The organism is Alteromonas sp. MMG017 (assembly GCF_018100795.1).
Taxonomy (GTDB): domain Bacteria; phylum Pseudomonadota; class Gammaproteobacteria; order Enterobacterales; family Alteromonadaceae; genus Alteromonas.
Window position 1 is genome coordinate 45,761 of record NZ_JAGJDY010000012.1, and the last position, 20,000, is coordinate 65,760.

At 43.4% G+C, this 20,000-nt stretch carries 12 protein-coding genes; 4 read left to right on the top strand and 8 right to left on the bottom strand.

Features of this window, described 5'->3' with window-relative positions; all coding sequences use genetic code 11:
* Positions 1-99: 99 nt before the first annotated feature.
* The 4 genes from J8L84_RS17160 to J8L84_RS17175 form a co-directional block, all read right to left on the bottom strand.
* Positions 100-1,311 carry a NupC/NupG family nucleoside CNT transporter gene (locus tag J8L84_RS17160; protein WP_211071768.1) on the bottom strand — a complete coding sequence of 404 codons (1,212 nt, stop codon included), beginning with the start codon at positions 1,309-1,311 and terminating at the stop codon, positions 100-102.
* 12 nt (positions 1,312-1,323) lie between these two features.
* Positions 1,324-1,947 carry a uridine kinase gene (udk, locus tag J8L84_RS17165; RefSeq protein WP_061997908.1) on the bottom strand — a complete coding sequence of 208 codons (624 nt, stop codon included), beginning with the start codon at positions 1,945-1,947 and terminating at the stop codon, positions 1,324-1,326.
* A 188-nt stretch (positions 1,948-2,135) separates the two neighbouring features.
* On the bottom strand, positions 2,136-3,074 hold the full coding sequence (locus J8L84_RS17170; RefSeq protein WP_247670850.1) for a hypothetical protein: 939 nt from the start codon (positions 3,072-3,074) through the stop codon (positions 2,136-2,138).
* Between the two features lies 1 nt (position 3,075).
* Positions 3,076-3,936, bottom strand: a complete 861-nt coding sequence (locus tag J8L84_RS17175; protein ID WP_247670851.1) for a PhnD/SsuA/transferrin family substrate-binding protein — start codon at positions 3,934-3,936, stop codon at positions 3,076-3,078.
* Positions 3,937-4,371: 435 nt separating this feature from the next.
* On the opposite strand from J8L84_RS17175, the gene J8L84_RS17180 reads away from it, so the two are divergent.
* A complete protein-coding gene (locus J8L84_RS17180) occupies positions 4,372-7,392 on the top strand; it encodes a TonB-dependent receptor (RefSeq protein ID WP_211071771.1) in 3,021 nt (1,006 codons plus the stop codon).
* A gap of 181 nt (positions 7,393-7,573) precedes the next feature.
* Positions 7,574-8,257, top strand: a complete 684-nt coding sequence (locus J8L84_RS17185) for a type 1 glutamine amidotransferase domain-containing protein (protein WP_211071772.1) — start codon at positions 7,574-7,576, stop codon at positions 8,255-8,257.
* A 177-nt stretch (positions 8,258-8,434) separates the two neighbouring features.
* On the opposite strand, the gene J8L84_RS17190 is transcribed toward J8L84_RS17185, so the two are convergent.
* Together J8L84_RS17190 and argR are read right to left on the bottom strand one after the other, a co-directional pair.
* A complete protein-coding gene (locus J8L84_RS17190) occupies positions 8,435-11,035 on the bottom strand; it encodes a TonB-dependent receptor (RefSeq protein ID WP_211071773.1) in 2,601 nt (866 codons plus the stop codon).
* A 770-nt stretch (positions 11,036-11,805) separates the two neighbouring features.
* Positions 11,806-12,270, bottom strand: coding sequence for a transcriptional regulator ArgR (gene argR / locus J8L84_RS17195; RefSeq protein ID WP_013782583.1), 465 nt, complete (start codon positions 12,268-12,270; stop codon positions 11,806-11,808).
* Positions 12,271-12,502: 232 nt separating this feature from the next.
* On the opposite strand from argR, the gene mdh reads away from it, so the two are divergent.
* Positions 12,503-13,441: a malate dehydrogenase gene (mdh, locus tag J8L84_RS17200; RefSeq protein ID WP_129740136.1), complete on the top strand. Its 939-nt coding sequence runs from the start codon at positions 12,503-12,505 to the stop codon at positions 13,439-13,441.
* Between the two features lie 389 nt (positions 13,442-13,830).
* Here the strand turns inward: mdh and J8L84_RS17205 are convergent, their stop codons facing one another.
* The gene (locus tag J8L84_RS17205; protein ID WP_211071774.1) at positions 13,831-14,631 is read right to left on the bottom strand and encodes a hypothetical protein; all 801 of its coding nucleotides are present in this window, start codon (positions 14,629-14,631) and stop codon (positions 13,831-13,833) included.
* A 337-nt stretch (positions 14,632-14,968) separates the two neighbouring features.
* Between J8L84_RS17205 and katG the strand changes: the two genes are divergently transcribed.
* Positions 14,969-17,158 carry a catalase/peroxidase HPI gene (gene katG, locus J8L84_RS17210; RefSeq protein ID WP_211071775.1) on the top strand — a complete coding sequence of 730 codons (2,190 nt, stop codon included), beginning with the start codon at positions 14,969-14,971 and terminating at the stop codon, positions 17,156-17,158.
* Between the two features lie 105 nt (positions 17,159-17,263).
* On the opposite strand, the gene ppc is transcribed toward katG, so the two are convergent.
* A complete protein-coding gene (gene ppc / locus J8L84_RS17215) occupies positions 17,264-19,885 on the bottom strand; it encodes a phosphoenolpyruvate carboxylase (protein ID WP_211071776.1) in 2,622 nt (873 codons plus the stop codon).
* Positions 19,886-20,000: the final 115 nt, after the last annotated feature.

Genomic DNA, 20,000 nt, shown 5'->3' on the forward strand with positions numbered 1-20,000 from the left:
CATCTAAGATGCCTAATGTAATCAATGTAGACCATTTAGTCTACATTTGGGCAATAACTTAGCCTTAAACTTAATCTAGTATTAGTTCAATCTAATCGTTTAGCCAAGTGTTAAGTAGAAGCCAGCGAGTGCTGCGCTCATCAAGTTTGATAACGTTGCTGCAATAACAGCCTTTAAGCCTAAATGAGCAATTTCTTTTCTGCGTGTCGGAGCCATAGCACCAATACCACCCATCAAAATAGCAATAGAAGACAAGTTTGCAAAACCACAAAGTGCAAAAGTGACAATAGCTTGTGTTGATTCAGATAACTCTGAACGTACATCAAGGTAGCTCAGGTAGGCCACGAATTCGTTAACTACCATTTTCTGACCGATGAAGCTTCCTGCTATTTGGGCTTCTTCCCATGGAACGCCAATTGCCCATGCTAGAGGTTGAAGTATGTAACCCATGATCCCTTCAAAGGTGACATTTTCATAACCTAATAAACCACCTGTCCAGCCAACTAGGCCGTTGAACATGGCAATAAGGGCGATGAATGCAAGAAGCATAGCGCCCACGTTCAATGCGAGCGTCATCCCAGATGCAGCGCCGCTAGCTGCTGCATCGAAGACGTTGGCATAGCCTGTGTCTTCTGAATCTATTTCGCTTAAGCCGTCTTTAGGTTCTTCTGTTTCTGGCAGAATAATCTTTGCCATTAACATACCACCAGGGGCTGCCATAAAGCTTGCTGCGAGTAGGTATTTTAAATCAACGCCCATACCTGCATAACCTGCCATTACGGAACCTGCAATAGAGGCAAGGCCACCTACCATCACGGCAAATAGCTCAGAACGCGTCATATGAGGTATGAAGGGACGAACGACCAATGGAGCTTCTGTCTGCCCTACAAATATATTTGCTGCCGCTGACATAGATTCAGGGCGACTGGTTCTCAATACCTTTTGGAGGAAACCACCAATTACTTTAATAATTAAACCCATCACTTTTAAGTGATACAGCACAGCAATAAGCGATGAAAAGAAAACGATAACGGGTAAAACATTGAAAGCAAATATAAAGGCAATAGATTTATCGCCAATAGGGCCAAACAGGAAGTTAATACCGTCTTGGCTGTAGGCAATGATGTTAGCAACAAACCCCGTCGCTGCTAACAGAACTTCTTTGCCAGGCTCAGAATACAGAACAAATGCACCGATTAAAGCTTGCATAGCAAAGGCGCCACCAACAGTACGCAAACTAATGCTGCGTTTCGCCGACGAGAGCGCGAATGCAATACCTAAAAGGACTGCAATGCCCAGTAAACTCACCATAATATCAATCCTTTATAGAAGCGCTTGCTGTATGTGAGATTTGATCACATCTAGAGCAATTTGGTTTTTACCACCTTGTGTAACTACTACATCAGCAGTGAACCGGCTTGGCTCGATAAATTGGTGATACATCGGTTTTACAGTCTCTTCGTACTGTTTGGCAACTGACTCGATAGTGCGTCCACGTTCTTTGATATCTCGTATCATGCGGCGCATAAGACAGATATCCAGTGGGGTATCGACAAAGATTTTCACGTCATAAAGTGGCAGAAGATCTGCACGAGCAAGCAGCATGATTCCTTCAAGAATAATAACTGGTGCTGGGTTCAAACGTTCAGTGTCAGGCAGGCGAGTATGCGTTTTAAAGCAGTAATGAGGATAATCAATAGGTTGACCATCTCTAAGTGCCTGCAAATGCGCTTTAAGCAATTCATGCTCAAATGCATTGGGGTGATCGTAGTTGTTTTTTTCTCGTGCTTCCATGGGCAAGTGGTCTTGAGCGCGATAGTAGTGATCTTCGCGAAGCACTTGCACAGGCCTTCCTTGAGCAGAGAAGCCGTTAAACAAATTTTCGGTAAACAGTGACTTTCCAGAGCCTGAAGCTCCAGAAATGGCAATAATTAAAGGCGATTGCATAATTCTAGAAAGCTGATTTTATTGGAGCAAAGATACGCGTTTAGCCTCTATGAATCAATGTTATATTCATACCAATTGGTCAAATGGATCGCTATTTGCTAGCTGAATCAATAACATTCGCTTATTTTGAGCGCGTTTTCATTCCTAAATTTATTTTCATATCACTGTCATAATTGATTAAAAAATAGCTAGTTTCCGATAATTTCTACATCGTCAGGGGACAAACTGGTAAGCGCATAAGAGTGTTGTTTTGAACGAGAGCCTTCCCCCTGAGCTCGTGGAGGGTAATAACGTTCTTTTTCCTCAGGGTACAAGGCAAACACTTCATCTAACGAGGCGCGAATCTCGCTTAAGGTTTTATCTAAGTTGGCGTTAAAGTCTGGCCTTTTACGTTTTGTATGTCCTAGTTCAATCAATCGTGAAAAGGCTTTATTAGCTAGTGCTATCAGCTCGATAGGCACATCTTTGTGCGGTGGAAGTGGGTGCTCTGGGTTCTCGGTGCAATATTTAACGAGTGCCGTATAAAAGCAAAGGGGCTTATTTTGCAATATAACAACGGTGTCATTTACGCTATTGCCTAACGTTTTATCTCGCAAATTAATGACAAGTTTGGGCTTAGGTGGGGCAACTAACTCTTCATTGACAATGTGCTTTGCTTTTCGCTGCCTAGGAATAGCAAACGCTGGCGCAAGCAGCACCGATACTATCAACGCCCACCAACTCATCGTCAGGTTTTGATACATAGGAAGCGATTGCATAGTTAGCGTAATTTTTTGCTCTGCATTTTCGAATACAAAAGTATGGGATAAGCTGTACTCGGGATACGTTTCATCAGCATTTACACCCTGAATTGAGGTGACTCTAATCGGGTAATTGTCAGCGGCTAAATCTTCGTTGATAGTTTCAATATACCGACCTACCGCATACGTATTTACGGGGGTATTTAGCGTTGCATTCCCAACATCAAGAAACGCACTGTCTAATATGATTCTTCTTTCTACGTTGTCTTTCGCATTATGGCGAGCAGACTGAATACCAATAACCTGACCAAACGTACTGATGATTTGAAGTACCGCAAAAAGTATCAGTACACAAATTAGGGTAAACGGGCGAACAGTTGACATCATACTACTCATCTTTGCTACATCCATTCACGAGAACGAGAGTTTTGTAATAGGGGCGTGAGTGAGAATCGGCGATATCTTTCACTACAGACTGCATGGCGCAAAGTAAATCGGTGTTTTGCATCTGCATTTTTAAAAACCATTGCATGCCGCTAACGCTCTTTAGTAGAGGGGTTGCATAGTTCTTAGACAAAATTTGCTCATCTTCTTCAGCCCAATACGATGAGATAATATCGACTTCTCCCGCAAGTAATGCTCTGCGCAAATCTTTGTGGGAATTGAAGTACACAATGTCTACGTTGTTCTCAGTTAACCCAAGATTTTGAAGTATGGTTTTTGGAACGATGTGACCTGAGCGGCTGGAAGGGTAATCGAGCAGCCCAATTCGTTTGCCAAGCAAGTACTCTTTTTCAAGCAGGGGCTTTTCACGTTGAGATATAAAGAAAGCGCTGTAATTAGGGTGCGATGCTATTAAAGTTAAACCATAAATTTGATCTGCACCGAAGGCATCTACTACATTACGTTTAATCAACGCTAAATCGACCACGCCATGGTTTATATAGCGAAAGGTATCGTAGTCGCTTTGCCCGACGATGACCCTGACTTGGCCAAATTGCCTTTTGATGATTTTGTTATCGCATAAACGTTCTAAGGCCATATTCGCGATAGAGCCATCTGTGACATACACTGAAAAGATGTCTAGGTTGTTTTGTAACTCGGTTTGGCAGGTTAAAGTTCGACCAGTTTGAGGGGGCACCGGAATAAATTCTATTTTCTGTGAAAAATAGCCAGCGCTGCCGCAAACAAGTGCGGCAATAAGGAGTATGATCCACCTTCCGGTAGCAATAATTCTGACTTTTGGCAAAAAAATAACCAAATGAGTTAGTGATTTATGTGCTAATTTCATCAGCTAAGGTTATTTATTGCAATAGGTAAATTTATTTTAATTGGTTATAGTCATGAAAAATAAGTGTTTTTTACAAATCAGACTGAATTTTGTTAAACGCTGTTTATTAGTCCATGATATGTCATCAATAGAAACCACAAGAACAAGTCAGACGACCTTGGTTTTGATAAGTAAAATAACTTGACCAAATGGTCAGGTGTGTGGTGCAAAAAATGCGATGAAATCACGTCACGGAATTGACGAAATATACAAAACTGTAATAAATATGACACGAAGGTCTATAACAATTTCATCCACTCAAAGAAGTCTTTTAGTCAATATCAGAGGTCGTAGAGGGGAATAAATTCCCTCTACGCTAAAAAAAAAGAATTTTAAACAAAAAGGGAAACACACATGTACTCATCAGCTAAGCTCAGCCGCGTTGCTGCAGCAGTTGCACTAACAGTGGGTCTAACCACGACTGCAATGGCTCAAGTAACGTCTTCAGATATGAATGGCCAGATAGTCGGTCCAAACGGCAACCCTGCTGTTGGAACCGTAGTTAAAGTAACTCACGTACCAACTGGTGCGGTTAAATCAGTCACGGTAAATAGTGCTGGTACATTTAACCTTCGTGGTTTACGTGTAGGTGGTCCTTACACTGTTGAAATCGACTCAGATGAATTCGCAGATCAAACTATCAGCGATATTTACCTAGAGCTTGGTGAAGCGGCAACTATCCAAAGAACACTTGAATCTGCAGCTAACTACGAAAACATCGTAGTAACCGCTTCTCAAGTAGGTAGTTTGGCTTTCGGTCAAACTGGCCCTTCAGCAAACTTTGACTTGGCAACACTTCAACAAGCGCCAGCGATCAACCGTGATATCACTGATATCGTTCGTATTGACCCTCGTATCTATGTAGATGAAGGCGGTAGCGGTGGTATCCAGTGTGTGGGTAAAAGCCCTCGTTTTAACAGCTTGACGGTTGATGGCGTTCGCATGAATGACCTTTTCGGTCTTAACTCGAACGGTTACCCTACAGAAAGAATGCCTTTCTCTTTTGACGCTATCGAAGGTGTGTCAGTAGAAATTGCTCCTTTTGATGTAATTTACGGCGGCTTCTCTGCGTGTAACATCAGTGCAGTAAGTAAAACAGGTACTAACGAAGTTCATGGTTCTGCGTTCTACGACTATGGTAGCGACAGCCTACGTGGTGACTCACTTGAAGGTGATGATATCAACCTTGGTAGTTACACTGAAAAACGTTACGGCTTCACAGTGGGTGCACCGCTGATTAAAGATAAGCTATTTGTTTTTGCTGCTTACGAAAAACTAGAAGGCGCAAACACATTTGACCGTGGTGCTATCGGTTCTGGCGCAATTAATGAAGTAGCGCTTACACAAGCACAACTTGAGCAGATTCAATCTGTTTCTCAGTCATTGTATAACTTTGATGCTGGTACAACGCCACTTAGCATGCCTAACGAAGATGAAAAGCTTCTTGTTAAGTTAGACTGGAACATCAACGAAAACCACCGTTTTGCGTTTACTTATAACTACAACGATGGTAACAACTTCTCAGAATCTGACGGCGACGCAGATGAGTTTGAACTATCAAGCCACATCTACGAGCGTGGCGCAGAGCTACAATCATTTGTTGGTGTACTTTACTCAGATTGGACAGACAAATTCTCGACTGAAATCCGCGTTTCTCGCACAGAGCTAGATAACCTACAGCGTTCGATGTATGGTGACGGCACTCCAGGCGGTAACGACTTTGGCGAAATTAAAATTGAGCTAGGTAATGATACAGATACTTCTGAAGACGACCTTACGGTTTTCTTAGGTTCTGATGACAGCCGTCAAGCTAACGACTTAGACTGGGAAGCGTTAAGCCTAATGTTCCGTGGTAACTATTACTTCGACAACGGCCACGCGTTAACTTTCGGTTACGAGAGTGACAAACTAGATATCTACAACCTTTTCGTTCAGCACTCTGAAACCTCTATTACTTTTGAAAGCTTAGAAGATTTCACTAACGGAACAAATGCAGAAATCGAATACGGTTATGCATATTCTGGCAACCTATTAGACCGTGCTGCTGAGTGGGGTTACACATCACACTCTACTTACGCACAAGATGAGTTCTATCTTACTGACGATTTAAAAGTAGTTGCTGGTTTACGTTATGACTGGATTACAACATCTGACGAGCCTGTTGGAAATGCTGATTTTGTAGCTGGGAACGGTTATGACAACACGGCTAACCTAGATGGACTTAGCTTGCTACAACCACGTGTTGGCCTTAACTACACAGTAAGTGATTCAACTGAACTACGTGGTGGTGTTGGCTTGTTCTCAGGCGGTAACCCGAACGTATGGATGACAAACAACTATCAAAACACCAACGTTATTGGTGGTGAAGTTGAAGGTGAATACGCTAACTTATTCGACGGCAGTGTTACATGGGTTAACACAGAAGACGGCGTAACTGCTGGACCTGGCTACTCAGTACCTTCTGATTTAGACGAAGAGATGTCTTCTGGTGCAGGTAGTAACTTTGAAAGTAACAACCTAGATCCAGGCTTCGAAATGCCTCGCGAATGGAAAATCTCTGCGGGTATGACTCATATCAATGACGAAGATTACGTATTCAACTTAGATTTCCTTCTAAGTGTGACGCAGAAACAAGCCATGATTAAATATGTGGGTCTTGAGCGTGTAGGTACAACTGACGAAGGTTACCCTGATTATGACTCAGTAGGTTACGGTTCACTTGAACTGACTAACTCTGATGAAGATTCAGTGTCTTACTCACTAACAGCGACCATGAACAAGTCTTGGGACAACGGTATTACTTTCACCGGTGGTTATAACTACAGCCACGCTGAAGATGTACAACCAATGACGAGTTCAGTAGCGTTCTCTAACTTCCAGTACAGAGCATTTACTGACATTAACGAAGAAGTATCTTCACTGTCTGATTGGAATATCGAGCACCGCTTTACTGCTGACCTTCGTTACACTACTGAACTTATCGACGGTTACAGCACTATTTTCTCTGCTTATGCAGTAGCACAGTCTGGTCGTCCGTTTAGTTACACCATCAGTGGTAACTCTGTATATGGCTACACGCCATACCTTGAAGGTAACAACGTGTTACCGATTGGTGCAGAGCGTAACGACCAAACTAGCCCTTGGTGGTTCAAAATGGATATCGCAGTTAGACAAAATATTCCTGCGTTCCGTGAAGATCACTCTGCTCAGGTTTATTTCGTTATGAATAACTTCACCAACTTCATCAACGATGAATGGGGTATTTTGGAAGAAGTTAACTTCAATACTGCTGCGCTAGGTACATCATCTCCTGAAAGTCGTCAGGGTGATGCATCACTTTGGGAAATGCGTGTAGGTATTGACTACCGCTTCTAAGCAACAGTTTAAAAAACAGTTGTAGTGTTAAATGCCACTTTCCAATTTTGGAAGTGGCATTTTTTTTATCTTGTAAATCAACTTCTCTTTATGTTTCTCATCGCATTCCTTTTCTTTTTCTGATCTAACCATTGTCGCCATACGAACGAATAACTAAATGAATTGTTCACATGGAGAACTTATGTCGAAACATATATTGATGGTAATGACCTCACATGAATTATTAGGTGATACAGGCAATAAAACAGGGATGTGGCTGGAAGAGTTCGCGTCACCTTATTACGCGTTCAAGGATGCAGGGTATACCATCACCTTAGCTTCACCTATGGGCGGCCAAGTGCCAATCGACCCCAACAGCTTGGCAGATGATGCCATGACCGACGATGCTATCCGTTACACAAAAGATGAGGTAGCACGAAGCGCAATGTCTTCAACAATTGTGTTGGAAGATGTTCGAGCAGATGAGTTTGATGCTGTGTTCTATCCGGGCGGCCACGGCCCGCTGTGGGACTTATCTGACAATACCCACTCCACAATGCTAATTGAAGATATGATCAAAGCACAGAAGCCTGTAGGCGCTGTTTGCCATGCGCCTATCGTGCTGAAAGAAGTAAAACGTGCCGATGGCGAATTTTTCATTAACGGGAAAACCGTTACTGGCTTTTCGAATAGTGAAGAAGACGCAATGGAATTAACCGAGGTTGTGCCTTACTTAGTTGAAGATGCACTCATTAGTAAGGGCGGTAAGTACGAGAGTACAGAGGACTTTGGCGTTAAAGTGTGTGTTGATGGTCTTTTGGTGACGGGGCAAAACCCAGCATCATCAGGACCCGCAGCAGAAGCGCTTATTAAGCTACTGTCGTAGTTTAATTCACTCACTTACACTACTTACTTAGTCCACACCGACTAAACAATAGCCGGTGCGCCAGTTTTATAGAACGTTTATACTGGCAGAAATAAGAAAACGCCGCTGACTGTGTCGTATCTCAAGAAGACAGGAGATACAACACAGTACAAGCGGCGTTTTTATATAAGTTTAATGTTAGAAGCTAGCTTGAACGTTAAAGCTCATAGTGCGACCTAGTGGGTCGTAAAGTTCATCATCGAAGCCTCGCCATTCGCCTGGCAAGTATTCTTCCAGCTCGTCAGTAAGGTTAGCGATGCCTGCTGATACTTTAACGTTATCGTTTACGTGATATGAAACCGTTACGTTATGTTTAAAGTAGTTATCCGCATAATCGTAAGAGGAGTAAAAGGTTTCTCCGTTGGCACCAATGAATAGTGTCCTCCAAGAGGCAGTCCACTTATCACCGTCTGTCCAATCTACAGTCAGGTTGGCGCGGTTATCAGGATAGAATAATTCACCCGCCCACTCAGTACCTTCTTCTTCGTAACTAAACACATGAGAATACTCAAGGTTAACCCCAAAATCCCCAATCTCAGTTGCTAAGTCGTAGTTGGCAGTAATATCAAACCCGTTTGTTGTCACTTCTGAGTAGTTAGTATAGCCCGATGTAATAGACGTAATTTTACCATCGCTATCACGTACGATACTGCTAGAAGTCCCATCTAAGTCTGCGGCAATTAAGTCTTCAACATCGATGTCTTCAATTTTGTTCTCATAGTCATACTGGTAATAAGAGACTTCAAGTGACAAATCATCTGTTACATCATAAACCACACCAAGAGTAAGCGACTCAGAGTTTTCTGGGCTAAGGTCTGGATTACCACCGTAGTAGGTTAGATGCTGTTGACCCGATGAGCAGTAACTGTCATCGCTACCTGGGTTACCTAATGTATCGCAGTAGTAGGAGTCGTAGGCATCTGGGAAACCGTAAGAAATGGTCGCGAACATTTCACTCATTGTCGGAGTACGGAAAGCTTCTCCCCAGCTAGCACGAAGCAATAGTGACTCAGTTGGACGCCAGCTGATACCTAGCTTGGGTACCGTATCTGAGAACTCTGAGGTTGAGATGCTAGCACCCGTATCGCCTTCAAGCTCGTAGCCGTCGTAACGAAGCGCGGCTGAGACTTCGACTTCATGAGGTAATTCAATGGCAAGCTCAGTATAGTAAGACTGTCGTTCACGGCTTGCGTAAACGTCGTCACCGCCAGAACCGCCCGAGATAATGCCCAAACCCGATTCAGGATCAGATACCTGTTCAAAATCAAGGTACGAGTACTCAGCGCCAAACACAGCACTCACTGTCATGAAGTTATTTGAGAAAAGCTGACCTGAAATGCTTCCATCAATGATGTCGCGCATTTGGGTAGTTTGATAGGTGCCAGTATGATCAGCGTTTGTTAAAAGGTCAGCGTTATAAGCATACCAATCATCGGTGCTAAGGCCTTGTACGTTGAATAAATCGAGTTGCTCAGTATCAATTAAATCTTGTACAACGGTGTCATTAACCAAGTTGTAACCGAATACTTCTTCTTTTGCAGATGTGCGCTGGTAATAAACTTGCCAGTCCCACTCGTTTCCAGCAATTTCAGTATAACCTTCAAGGCCTGAAACCATTTCAAAAGTGGTTTTTTCAGTTTTAGTATCGCGCGTGCCCAAGCTAGAGGTGCGGAAATAAACCGAACCGTCTTGGCCATATGGGTTCATTGCATTATCGGCGTCGATAGTTAGCGAAGATGTAGAAACCGGGGTAGCAGCATAACGCGTATCTGTAGATGTCTGCATTGCAGAGAAGCGAGTGATGAGTTGTAAGTTTTCTGCCAACTCATATTCCACTTTTGTCATCAGTGAGTTTTTCTCAGTCGCGCCGTATAGCCATGTGGTATTGCCATAATAGTAACCACAACGGTCTGACTCAACAGACGTATCTGCTACATCGCCACACAAATCTTCGTTGTAAAGAAATTCACCTGCATCTGAATCGTAGAAGTTTGCCACTGGGCTATAGGTTGAATAGCTATTTAGTGCATAGTCACCTGATACCGCAACATCGCTAACTTCTTGTGTGTTTTCATGCTCGGCTATGAATACAATGCTGCCTTTGTCGCTGGTAACACCAGCAGAAAAATTGTACTTACTGGAATTACCACCGTCAGCACCTGGATCTTCAAAGCTATAACCTACATTTACGCCATCGAACTGTTTTTTGGTAATAATATTAATTACGCCTGCAACAGCATCTGAACCGTATATGGCCGATGCGCCATCGCGAAGAATTTCAATGCGCTCAACAATCGACATCGGGATCATCGACATATCAGAAGATGAACCACCATCGTACCCTAAACCAGGAAGGCGACGGCCGTCCATAAGAACGAGTGTTGCGCCTGCACCCAGACCACGCAAGTTTACTTCGCTTGAAGCTGAAGCACCGCTGCCGTAACCAGATTGGCCGCGAAACGAACCAAAGGTGTTAATTGAAGAGTTACGTAAAACTTGCGCTACCGATGTATCGCCAGATAACGCAATAGATTCAGCAGTAATAACAGTGACCGGAGAAACTGACTCTAAATCCACTCGTTTAATCCGAGAGCCAGTAACTTGAATTTTTTCTACAGGTTCAGCTGAATTTTCGTCATCTGATTGTGCGAGGGCCATTGGCGCGACAAACATGGTAGCGGAGCCCGCCAGTACTATTCCGCGCTTCACAGCAGTGCTGAGTTTATTGGTGTTAAACATTTTAATTCCCCTTGTCGAAGGTGATTACACGTTGTAATTACAAAGACGTTTATTAGTTTTTATTTTGAGCAGATGTTTTCTGTCGGGAGAATTAAGCACTTCGTCGTGCTGTTTGGCAATTTACAAAGTGTATAATTTGTTCTATTTAGACCTAATTTACCTTATTTATACGCAGAGTGATGAAACCTTTACGGTTCTATACATTGGTAAGATAATTATTGCTTTTATCTCTCTTAATATTTATTTAAAGATAACGCTAAATATTAATTAAAAGAAAAATAAAAAATAATGTGAGGGTGTAAATAGTGTGCAGGTTTTGTGTGCAAGTAGTGTGGATCTAGCGCAGAATCGGCGCAGGTTTTACGCAGATTCAGTGTGGGCAAATCTGGCTTGAAGTAAAAGTGGGGGATAGCGTTTCAGTATAGGTGAAAAAGTGAGAGAAAGTTTCTGTAATTATAATTAATGATAATGTTATTCTTTTGGGTTTCAGAATTTATACGTTGGTGAATAAGAGGCGGTTTTTAGTGATGGTGATATTATTTAATTTTAAAATTTGAGTTTAAATTTTGCTGTTTTTATCTAAGGAAGGTTTTTGAATTTTATAATTAATTTCTAGTTTTCGAATTCTTTACTTTTCTTTTCTTACTCTTTTCTAAGTCTGTGATAATTTAAATACACAGCTACCAAGTTGTTTTGTATCTCCCTGGTACAAATTCTTTACCGCCATCTTGTGATGGCGGTTTTTTTTGTTCAAAACTTAAGGCGGTGCCTTACACGTTCTCGAATAAGTCTTCTACCCGTTGGCGCAACTCTTCAATAAGTGTCACGTCGGCTGGGGCGATAAAAATGGTATCGTCGCCCGCAATGGTACCGAGCACACCATCTTTTTTGCTTAATGAATCAAGTAAACGAGCAATAAGCTGCGCCGCACCTGGGCTGGTGCGAATAATTACCATCACATTATTATGCACAATATCGAGAACCAGCTGCTTTAACGGGCTTTTAGCCGTAGGCATGCCTAGCTCAGGCGGAAGGCAGTACACCATATCGCCGCGGGCATTGCGGGTACGTACCGCACCAAACTTACTTAGCATGCGAGAAATTTTAGACTGGCTAATATTGTCATGACCTTGAGTTTTAAGGGCATCCACTATTTCACCTTGAGATCCATAGCTTTCAGCTTTCAAAATTTCTTTAAAGGCTTTAATCAGTTGCTCTTGTTTTGCGTTGGCCATAGCATCCTGCACATCAGTTAGCGGTAATAAGTTAAATAATCATATATGTTATATTGTGCCTTACAGGTGACCTTTGCGCAATTTAATTGCATAATCATGCATGATAGTGAATATCGACATAAAAATGCCTTAAATGGCCGTATTAAGACCATCAGATGATTGAGTTTTCCCCCGCGTTGCATTAGTGTGACGTTCCGTTTAAATACGTGAGTAATCCCATAGGAGAAATGGTATGAAAGTAGCCGTGTTAGGTGCTGCCGGTGGTATTGGCCAAGCGCTGTCTTTGTTGTTAAAAACACAATTGCCAGCTGGTTCTGAACTAGCGCTTTATGATGTAGCGCCAGTTGTTCCTGGTGTAGCTGTTGATTTGAGCCACATCCCAACTGCAGTAAAAGTAACCGGTCACGGTAAAGATGACCTAGCTGGTGCATTAACAGGTACAGACGTTGTTCTTATTCCTGCTGGTGTTCCGCGTAAGCCGGGCATGGATCGTTCAGACTTGTTCAACATCAACGCTGGTATTGTTAAGAACCTTATTGAAGGTGTTGCTGACAACTGTCCAGATGCTTGTGTTGGTATTATTACTAACCCAGTTAACACAACAGTGGCAATTGCTGCTGAAACGCTTAAAGCGAAAGGTGTTTATAACAAGAACAAATTGTTCGGTGTTACTACCCTTGACGTAATTCGCGCAGAGACTTTCGTTGCTGAGCTTAAAGACGTAGACGTTGCTTCTGTACACGTACCGGTAATCGGTGGTCACTCAGGCACAACTATTCTTCCTTTGCTTTCGCAAGTTGAAGGTGTTGAGTTCTCTGATGATGAAGTTTCAAGCCTAACTACTCGTATCCAAAATGCGGGTACTGAAGTTGTTGAAGCTAAAGCTGGCGGCGGTTCTGCAACCCTATCTATGGGTCAAGCAGCTGCACGTTTCTGCTTATCATTGGTTGCAGCAATGCAAGGTGAGAACGTTGTTGAATACACTTACGTTCAAACTGACGACAGCGACGATGCTGCATTCTTCGCTCACCCTGTTCGCCTTGGTGCAAACGGTGTTGAAGAAATCTTGCCATACGGCGAGCTAAGCGCATTTGAAGAAAAAGCGAAAAACGACATGCTTGAAGGCCTTCGTGGCGATATCAAGCTAGGCGTAGATTTCGTAACTGGCTAAGGAAGTATTAGGCCCCGGCATCCGATTTGAAATAAAATCGTAGCCACGCCGTAAATACTTCCATGTAGGCTCCGCCACCGCATCCATGCGGTGGAGGGGCTACTTATTTAATTTCAACTCGTATACCTACCCACACATATTTGCCGCACTCAGTAAATTTCCTTTATGTAAGACAGCATCCATGCTGCTGACAGTTTGTTACAAGCTTACCAATCCTGCTTTTTTGTTTGTGGCACCCGCATAATAGCCACGCCATAAATACGTCCATGTAGGCTCCGCCACCGCATCTTTGGCAACACAAGGGCTACCTGTTAATTTCAACTCGTATATCGACCCTAACTTCACACTCAGGCGTACGATGCTGTTCTAGTTGGGGCGTGGTAAGGGACTTAATTGCGAACTCTATATAAGGTAAACGTCATGCTTTCTAGTGGTTTGTCCTTATAAACTGAATAAGCATAGCCGCTTAGAGAATCTGCTATTGGAAAAGTAAACAGGAGGGAGTTGGCAAAGGTGGGATGTGATGTTTTAACGGTATATACGCTTCCTTCCTTATGAATATCTTCAGGGTTGAAACTCGTTTGATTGGTATAACTGCTACCATTTATAAACCGGACTAAACGGCCTTCTTTATTTGGGTAAATCTCAATGCTTATGAGCTCATTTTTACCACTAATGCGCATTATTCCCACCCACAAGCCATAAATATCTTCAGTAGCCGAGTTGGCTAATTCTTCTATTGAGTCTCGGTATATATCTATAAAGTTGCGCACGGAAGATTGGTTCTTCTGCTTGTCCAATTGATAGGTGTTACTCAAGATAGGTTTACCGTTTTTACGTGTAGTCGATTCTAATACTTTGTAACCGGTATCTATGTAGGGAGATAAAATTAGATGTTTAACATACCCTTCATCAAACGAAGGAAATGTTACTTCACAATTTAGCGTACTACATTTTATATCTTCATTATCAAATGGTAGCCGTCGGATATGACGAAACGCATTGCCTATGCCAGCTTCAAACAGGAAGTGTTCCCCGTTTTCATTTATCTGGAGTAACTTATACTTATAGTCAGACTCACTGACGCCCTCCCATAACCCAGGGGGCATAGTAAGGGGTTCGGATTGCGCCAACATAGACGTTAGCGCCAAGTAAAAGGTGAGAGTCAGGCTTGCAAGTAGTCTGTTCAAATGAGACGTCCTGTCTTAAGGATTAACGACTGAATTCGATTGGCTTTATCCTACGACATATCAATAGAGTTTTACAAAAATAAGATAAAAGACCTAGAAAACTCATAATCATTGCCTACGCTTTCTTTAGTTAATTCTACATGAGTATGTTGATGGATAGATTTATAAGGTCTTGTTTTCTCAACGTAAGGTTTAATGATTTTCTAATCGTTAAACCTATTCGTCAGCATCGAAAAAACTCACTGTAGTAATGGTCATCTAATAACTAGAATAAAATAATACCAATTAATAGATTGTATTGATGAAATCCTTTGTCGAACAGCAAGAGGTAACAAACATGAGTAACGCGAAGCTAGGCGATGTAAATGACTCAGGGCGTAAGTGCCCTGTTATGCACGGCGGCCTGACAGCTACTGGCAGTACAAATATGGATTGGTGGCCTGAGGCGCTTAACCTAGATATTTTGCATCAGCACGATACAAAGACAAATCCAATGGGTGATGACTTCGATTACCGCGAGGCCGTTAAATCTCTCGATTTTAATGAATTGAAAAAAGACATGATAGCGCTAATGACCGATTCTCAGTCATGGTGGCCAGCAGATTGGGGACACTACGGTGGCCTTATGATCAGAATGTCTTGGCACGCCGCCGGTTCGTATCGTATTGCTGATGGTCGTGGTGGTGCGTCTACGGGTAATCAACGTTTTGCGCCGCTCAACTCTTGGCCGGATAATGTTAACCTTGATAAAGCGCGTCGTTTATTGTGGCCAATCAAGAAAAAATACGGGAACAAGCTTAGTTGGGCCGACCTTTTAGTGTTTGCTGGTACTGTTGCTTATGAAAGCATGGGGCTTAAAACTTATGGTTTTGCATTCGGTCGCGCCGATATTTGGCACCCAGAAAAAGACACCTACTGGGGTGCTGAGAAAGAATGGCTAGCGCCAAGTGATGAGCGTTACAACGATGTTGAAACCCCAGAAACAATGGAAAATCCATTAGCTGCTGTGCAAATGGGGCTAATTTACGTTAACCCTGAAGGGGTGAACGGTAAACCTGATCCACTTAAAACCGCATTGCACGTTCGTGAAACTTTCGCCCGTATGGCCATGGATGATGAAGAGACAGTGGCATTAACAGCAGGTGGTCACACCGTGGGTAAATGTCACGGTAATGGCAGTGCAGAGCGTTTAGGGCCAGATCCAGAAGGCGCTGATATTGTTGAGCAGGGCTTGGGTTGGATGAATCACGAATCACGTGGAATAGGCCGCGATACAGTATCAAGCGGTATTGAAGGTGCGTGGACGACTAATCCAACACAGTGGGATAACGGTTACTTTGAATTGCTACTTAACTACGACTGGGAATTAAAAAAATCACCAGCGGGTGCAGAGCAGTGGGAGCCTATCGACATTAAAGAGGAAGACAAACCTGTTGATGTTGAAGACCCTTCAAAACGTTATAACCCTATTATGACCGATGCCGATATGGCCATGAAAATGGACCCAATCTATCGAGAAATTTCTGAGAAGTTTTACAACAACCCAGACTATTTCAGTGAAGTGTTTGCTCGAGCTTGGTTTAAACTTACTCACCGTGATTTAGGGCCAAAAGTACGTTATATCGGTCCTGAAGTACCACAAGAAACGCTTATTTGGCAAGATCCTGTGCCTGTAGGCAGCACGTCTTACGATGTGAGTGCATTAAAAGCGAGTATTGCGGATTCTGGCCTAAGTATTGGTGACATGGTATCTACGGCGTGGGACAGTGCTAGAACCTTCCGCGGTTCAGACTTACGTGGCGGTGCTAATGGTGCCCGCATTCAGTTAGCGCCTCAGAAAGACTGGGAAGCGAACGAGCCGGAAAAACTAGCTAAGGTATTGTCGGTGTTAAAACCACTTGCTGAGGCCGCCGGTGCAAGTCTAGCTGATACCATAGTGTTGGCCGGTAATGTAGGTGTAGAGAAGGCCATTGAAGCAGCTGGTTTCAGTGCTGAGGTTCCTTTTGCCGCAGGCCGTGGTGATGCGACTGATGATATGACGGATGCTGATTCTTTTGCTCCGCTAGAGCCGCAGGCCGATGGCTTCAGAAACTACTTACCAAAAGATTATGTAGTTAAACCAGAAGAGCTGTTGTTAGACAAAGCACAATTGCTTGGGTTAACCGCTGCAGAAATGACGGTGTTAGTAGGCGGTATGCGTGCAATGGGCACGAACTACCAAGGCACTGCACACGGCGTGTTTACCGGTAGTGCTGGCTCACTAACGAATGACTTTTTCACTACTATTACGGATATGCAATACACGTGGAAGCCCACAAGTAAAAGCACGTACGGTATTGTAGATAGAGTGTCTGGAGAGCAAGTTTATTCAGCTACTCGTGTTGACTTAGTCTTCGGTTCAAACTCTATATTACGTTCTTACGCTGAGGTTTATGCGCAAGACGATAACAAAGAGAAGTTCGTTAAAGACTTTGTTAGTGCTTGGACTAAAGTGATGAATGCTGATCGCTTTGAATTACAAGCTTAACATTCAGTATGTAATATAAACTCACTAAAAAGCCCGCTTTACGCGGGCTTTTTTATTTGTGCTATTTGTTTCAATAGCATGATTATGTATCTATTAATTTAGGTATTAACCTGTATTACGCATACCGGTTGCGATACCTGTAATAGTTACCATCATGGCACGCTCTAAATCAGGATTATGTACATCATCTCCTGCTTTACGAATTCTGTCTAGCAACTCGATTTGTAAATAATGAAGCGGTTGCAAATAAGCGGCGCGAATTTCCATCGACTCTTTGCCTAGCGGATCGGTCTTCATAATGTCGTCTTCACCAGTAAGCTTCAGTAATGAGGCAATACTTTCTTTGAGCTCCTCTCGAAGTGCTGCACCGAAATGCTTAAGCTCTTCTGGTACTAAGCGCTCATCGTAGGCTTCACTAATACGGGGATCCGCTTTATGGAATACCATGTCAAGCATTGAAAGACGCGAACGATAAAATGGCCATTCGGCAAACATTTCATTCACGACTTTTTCATTTTCGGCATTTTTCACGCTATCGATAGCGCGCATTACACCCAACCATGACGGCAATACAAGGCGCGTTTGTGCCCATGCAAATATCCAAGGGATAGCACGCAGACTTTCGATACCACCTTGTGGTTTACGCTTAGAAGGGCGACTGCCTAAGGGTAACTTACCCAGTTCCTGTTCAGGCGTAGCCACGCGGAAATAAGGTACAAAATCTTTATCATGGCGAACGGTGCCGCGATAGTTATCACGACCTTGCCCCGCCATAGTGGTAATAAGTTCACGCCACTCTTCTTTTGGCGCCGGGGGTGGGAACAACATGGCTTCAATTATCGCGCTGGCATAAATGCCTAGGCTGCGTTTAGCCAGTTTAGGCATACCGAACTTATAACGGATGGTTTCGCCTTGTTCTGTAACACGGAATCCACCTTCCAATGAACCTGGAGGCTGCGAGTAAATAGCAGCGTGTGCAGGTAGACCGCCGCGACCAATCGTTCCGCCACGACCGTGGAACAAGGTAAGTGAGCAGTTAAACTCTTCAGCAATAGCCACAAGCGCTTCTTGCGATTGATACTGAGCCCAACCTGCCGCTAGTGCGCCAGCATCTTTGGCAGAATCTGAATAACCAATCATCACGAACTGACGGCCTTTCACATAACCGCGATACCAGTCGATAGAAAGCAATTTGCGCATAACACTTGGCGAGTTGTTAAGGTCGTCTAATGTTTCGAACAAAGGCGCTACTGGCATTGGCCAATCAACACCGCTTTCTTTTAACAGTAATTGAACCGCAAGTACGTCTGATGGCTCACTCGCCATTGAGATAATGTAGATACCAAAACCGTGCTTGCTGTGCTTAGCCACTACTTTACAAGTATCTAGTACTTCTTTCACATCTTCCGATGCGCCCCATTGAGCAGGGAATAGCGGGCGTTTCGAGCCAAGCTCACGTAGCAAGAAGGCTTGTTTATCTTCTTCGCTCCATTGTGAGTAATCACCAAGGCCAAGGTAACGGGTCAGTTCGCTAAATACATCAGCATGACGTTCTGAATCTTGACGAACATCTAAGCGAAGTAAGTGAATACCGAATACATGAGCGCGGCGAATGGTATCTAGCAATAAGCCTTTCGCTACCACACCCATACCGCAATCGATAAGTGACTGGTGGCAAAGTAGTAGGGCTTCTAATAGCTCGTCATTACTTTCAATCCAGTTCGACGTATCCGGATTTCTACCGGCTAAATAGTTAGCAATACCATCGCGGGTGGCTATAAAGCGGTCTAGTAATGGGCGAAGTAGGGCGCGATAAGGTTCGTTTGCATCGCCTACTTTTTCTCGCAGTGCATCATTACAGTCGTACATAGACAACTCAACTTGCAAGCGGTCTAAGTCTAAAGCGAAAAGTTTCGCGGCGCGTTTACGCGCTAACAATAATACTTGCTCGGTAACTTTAGAGGTTACGAACGGGTTGCCATCGCGGTCACCGCCCATCCAAGAACTAAATTGTACCGGTGAAGCATCTAGCGGAAGCGACACACTGTAGTCTTCTTGCAAACGGCCATCTAACTCGCGCAAGAAGTCAGGAACGGCTTCCCACAGTGAATTTTCAATAACTGAAAATCCCCAGCGAGCTTCATCGACAGGGGTAGGGCGCACAGAGCGAATTTCTTCGGTATGCCAAGCCTGACTAATTAAATCAGCAACACGGGTTTCAACTTTACTTCTGTCTGCGCCAGTGAGTGATTCTTGATGAACTTCTTGTAGGCAGTCTGCTAGCTCTTTGTGTTTATGAATAAGGGTGCGACGTGTTACTTCGGTAGGGTGTGCCGTTAACACTAGGTCGATATTTAATTTGCCTACTGCCTCTTGCACTTTATCAGCCGTGAGTTCGGCTTTATCTAGATGCTTAAACAATGCATCAATAGACGCGTCAACGTTCATGGCACTGTTATATTCTTGCTCAGCAATATTACCTAGATTTAGAAACTGTGCGAATGCACGACCTACCGTCAACAAGTCGCTGTCGGTCATCGTTTTGAAAGTTTCTTTCAGTTCGTCACTACAACTCGTGTCTCCCTGATAAGACGCTCGGCCGTCTTTTCGAATCTTCTCAATGCGATCAAGCCACTCTTGGCCTAATTGGTTTTTGATGGTTTCACCTAGCGTTTTGCCAAGGTATCTAACTGTATCTTTTAGTTCAGCATCGTAATGAGTGTGCATGCTATCCTCCCAATTATATGGCCTTCACCATACTAAGTACTTAACAAGTTGTAAAACCACTTTGCGTTATAATTTACAATATTTTGTTCCATTTGCACCCATCTATTTAATGCTC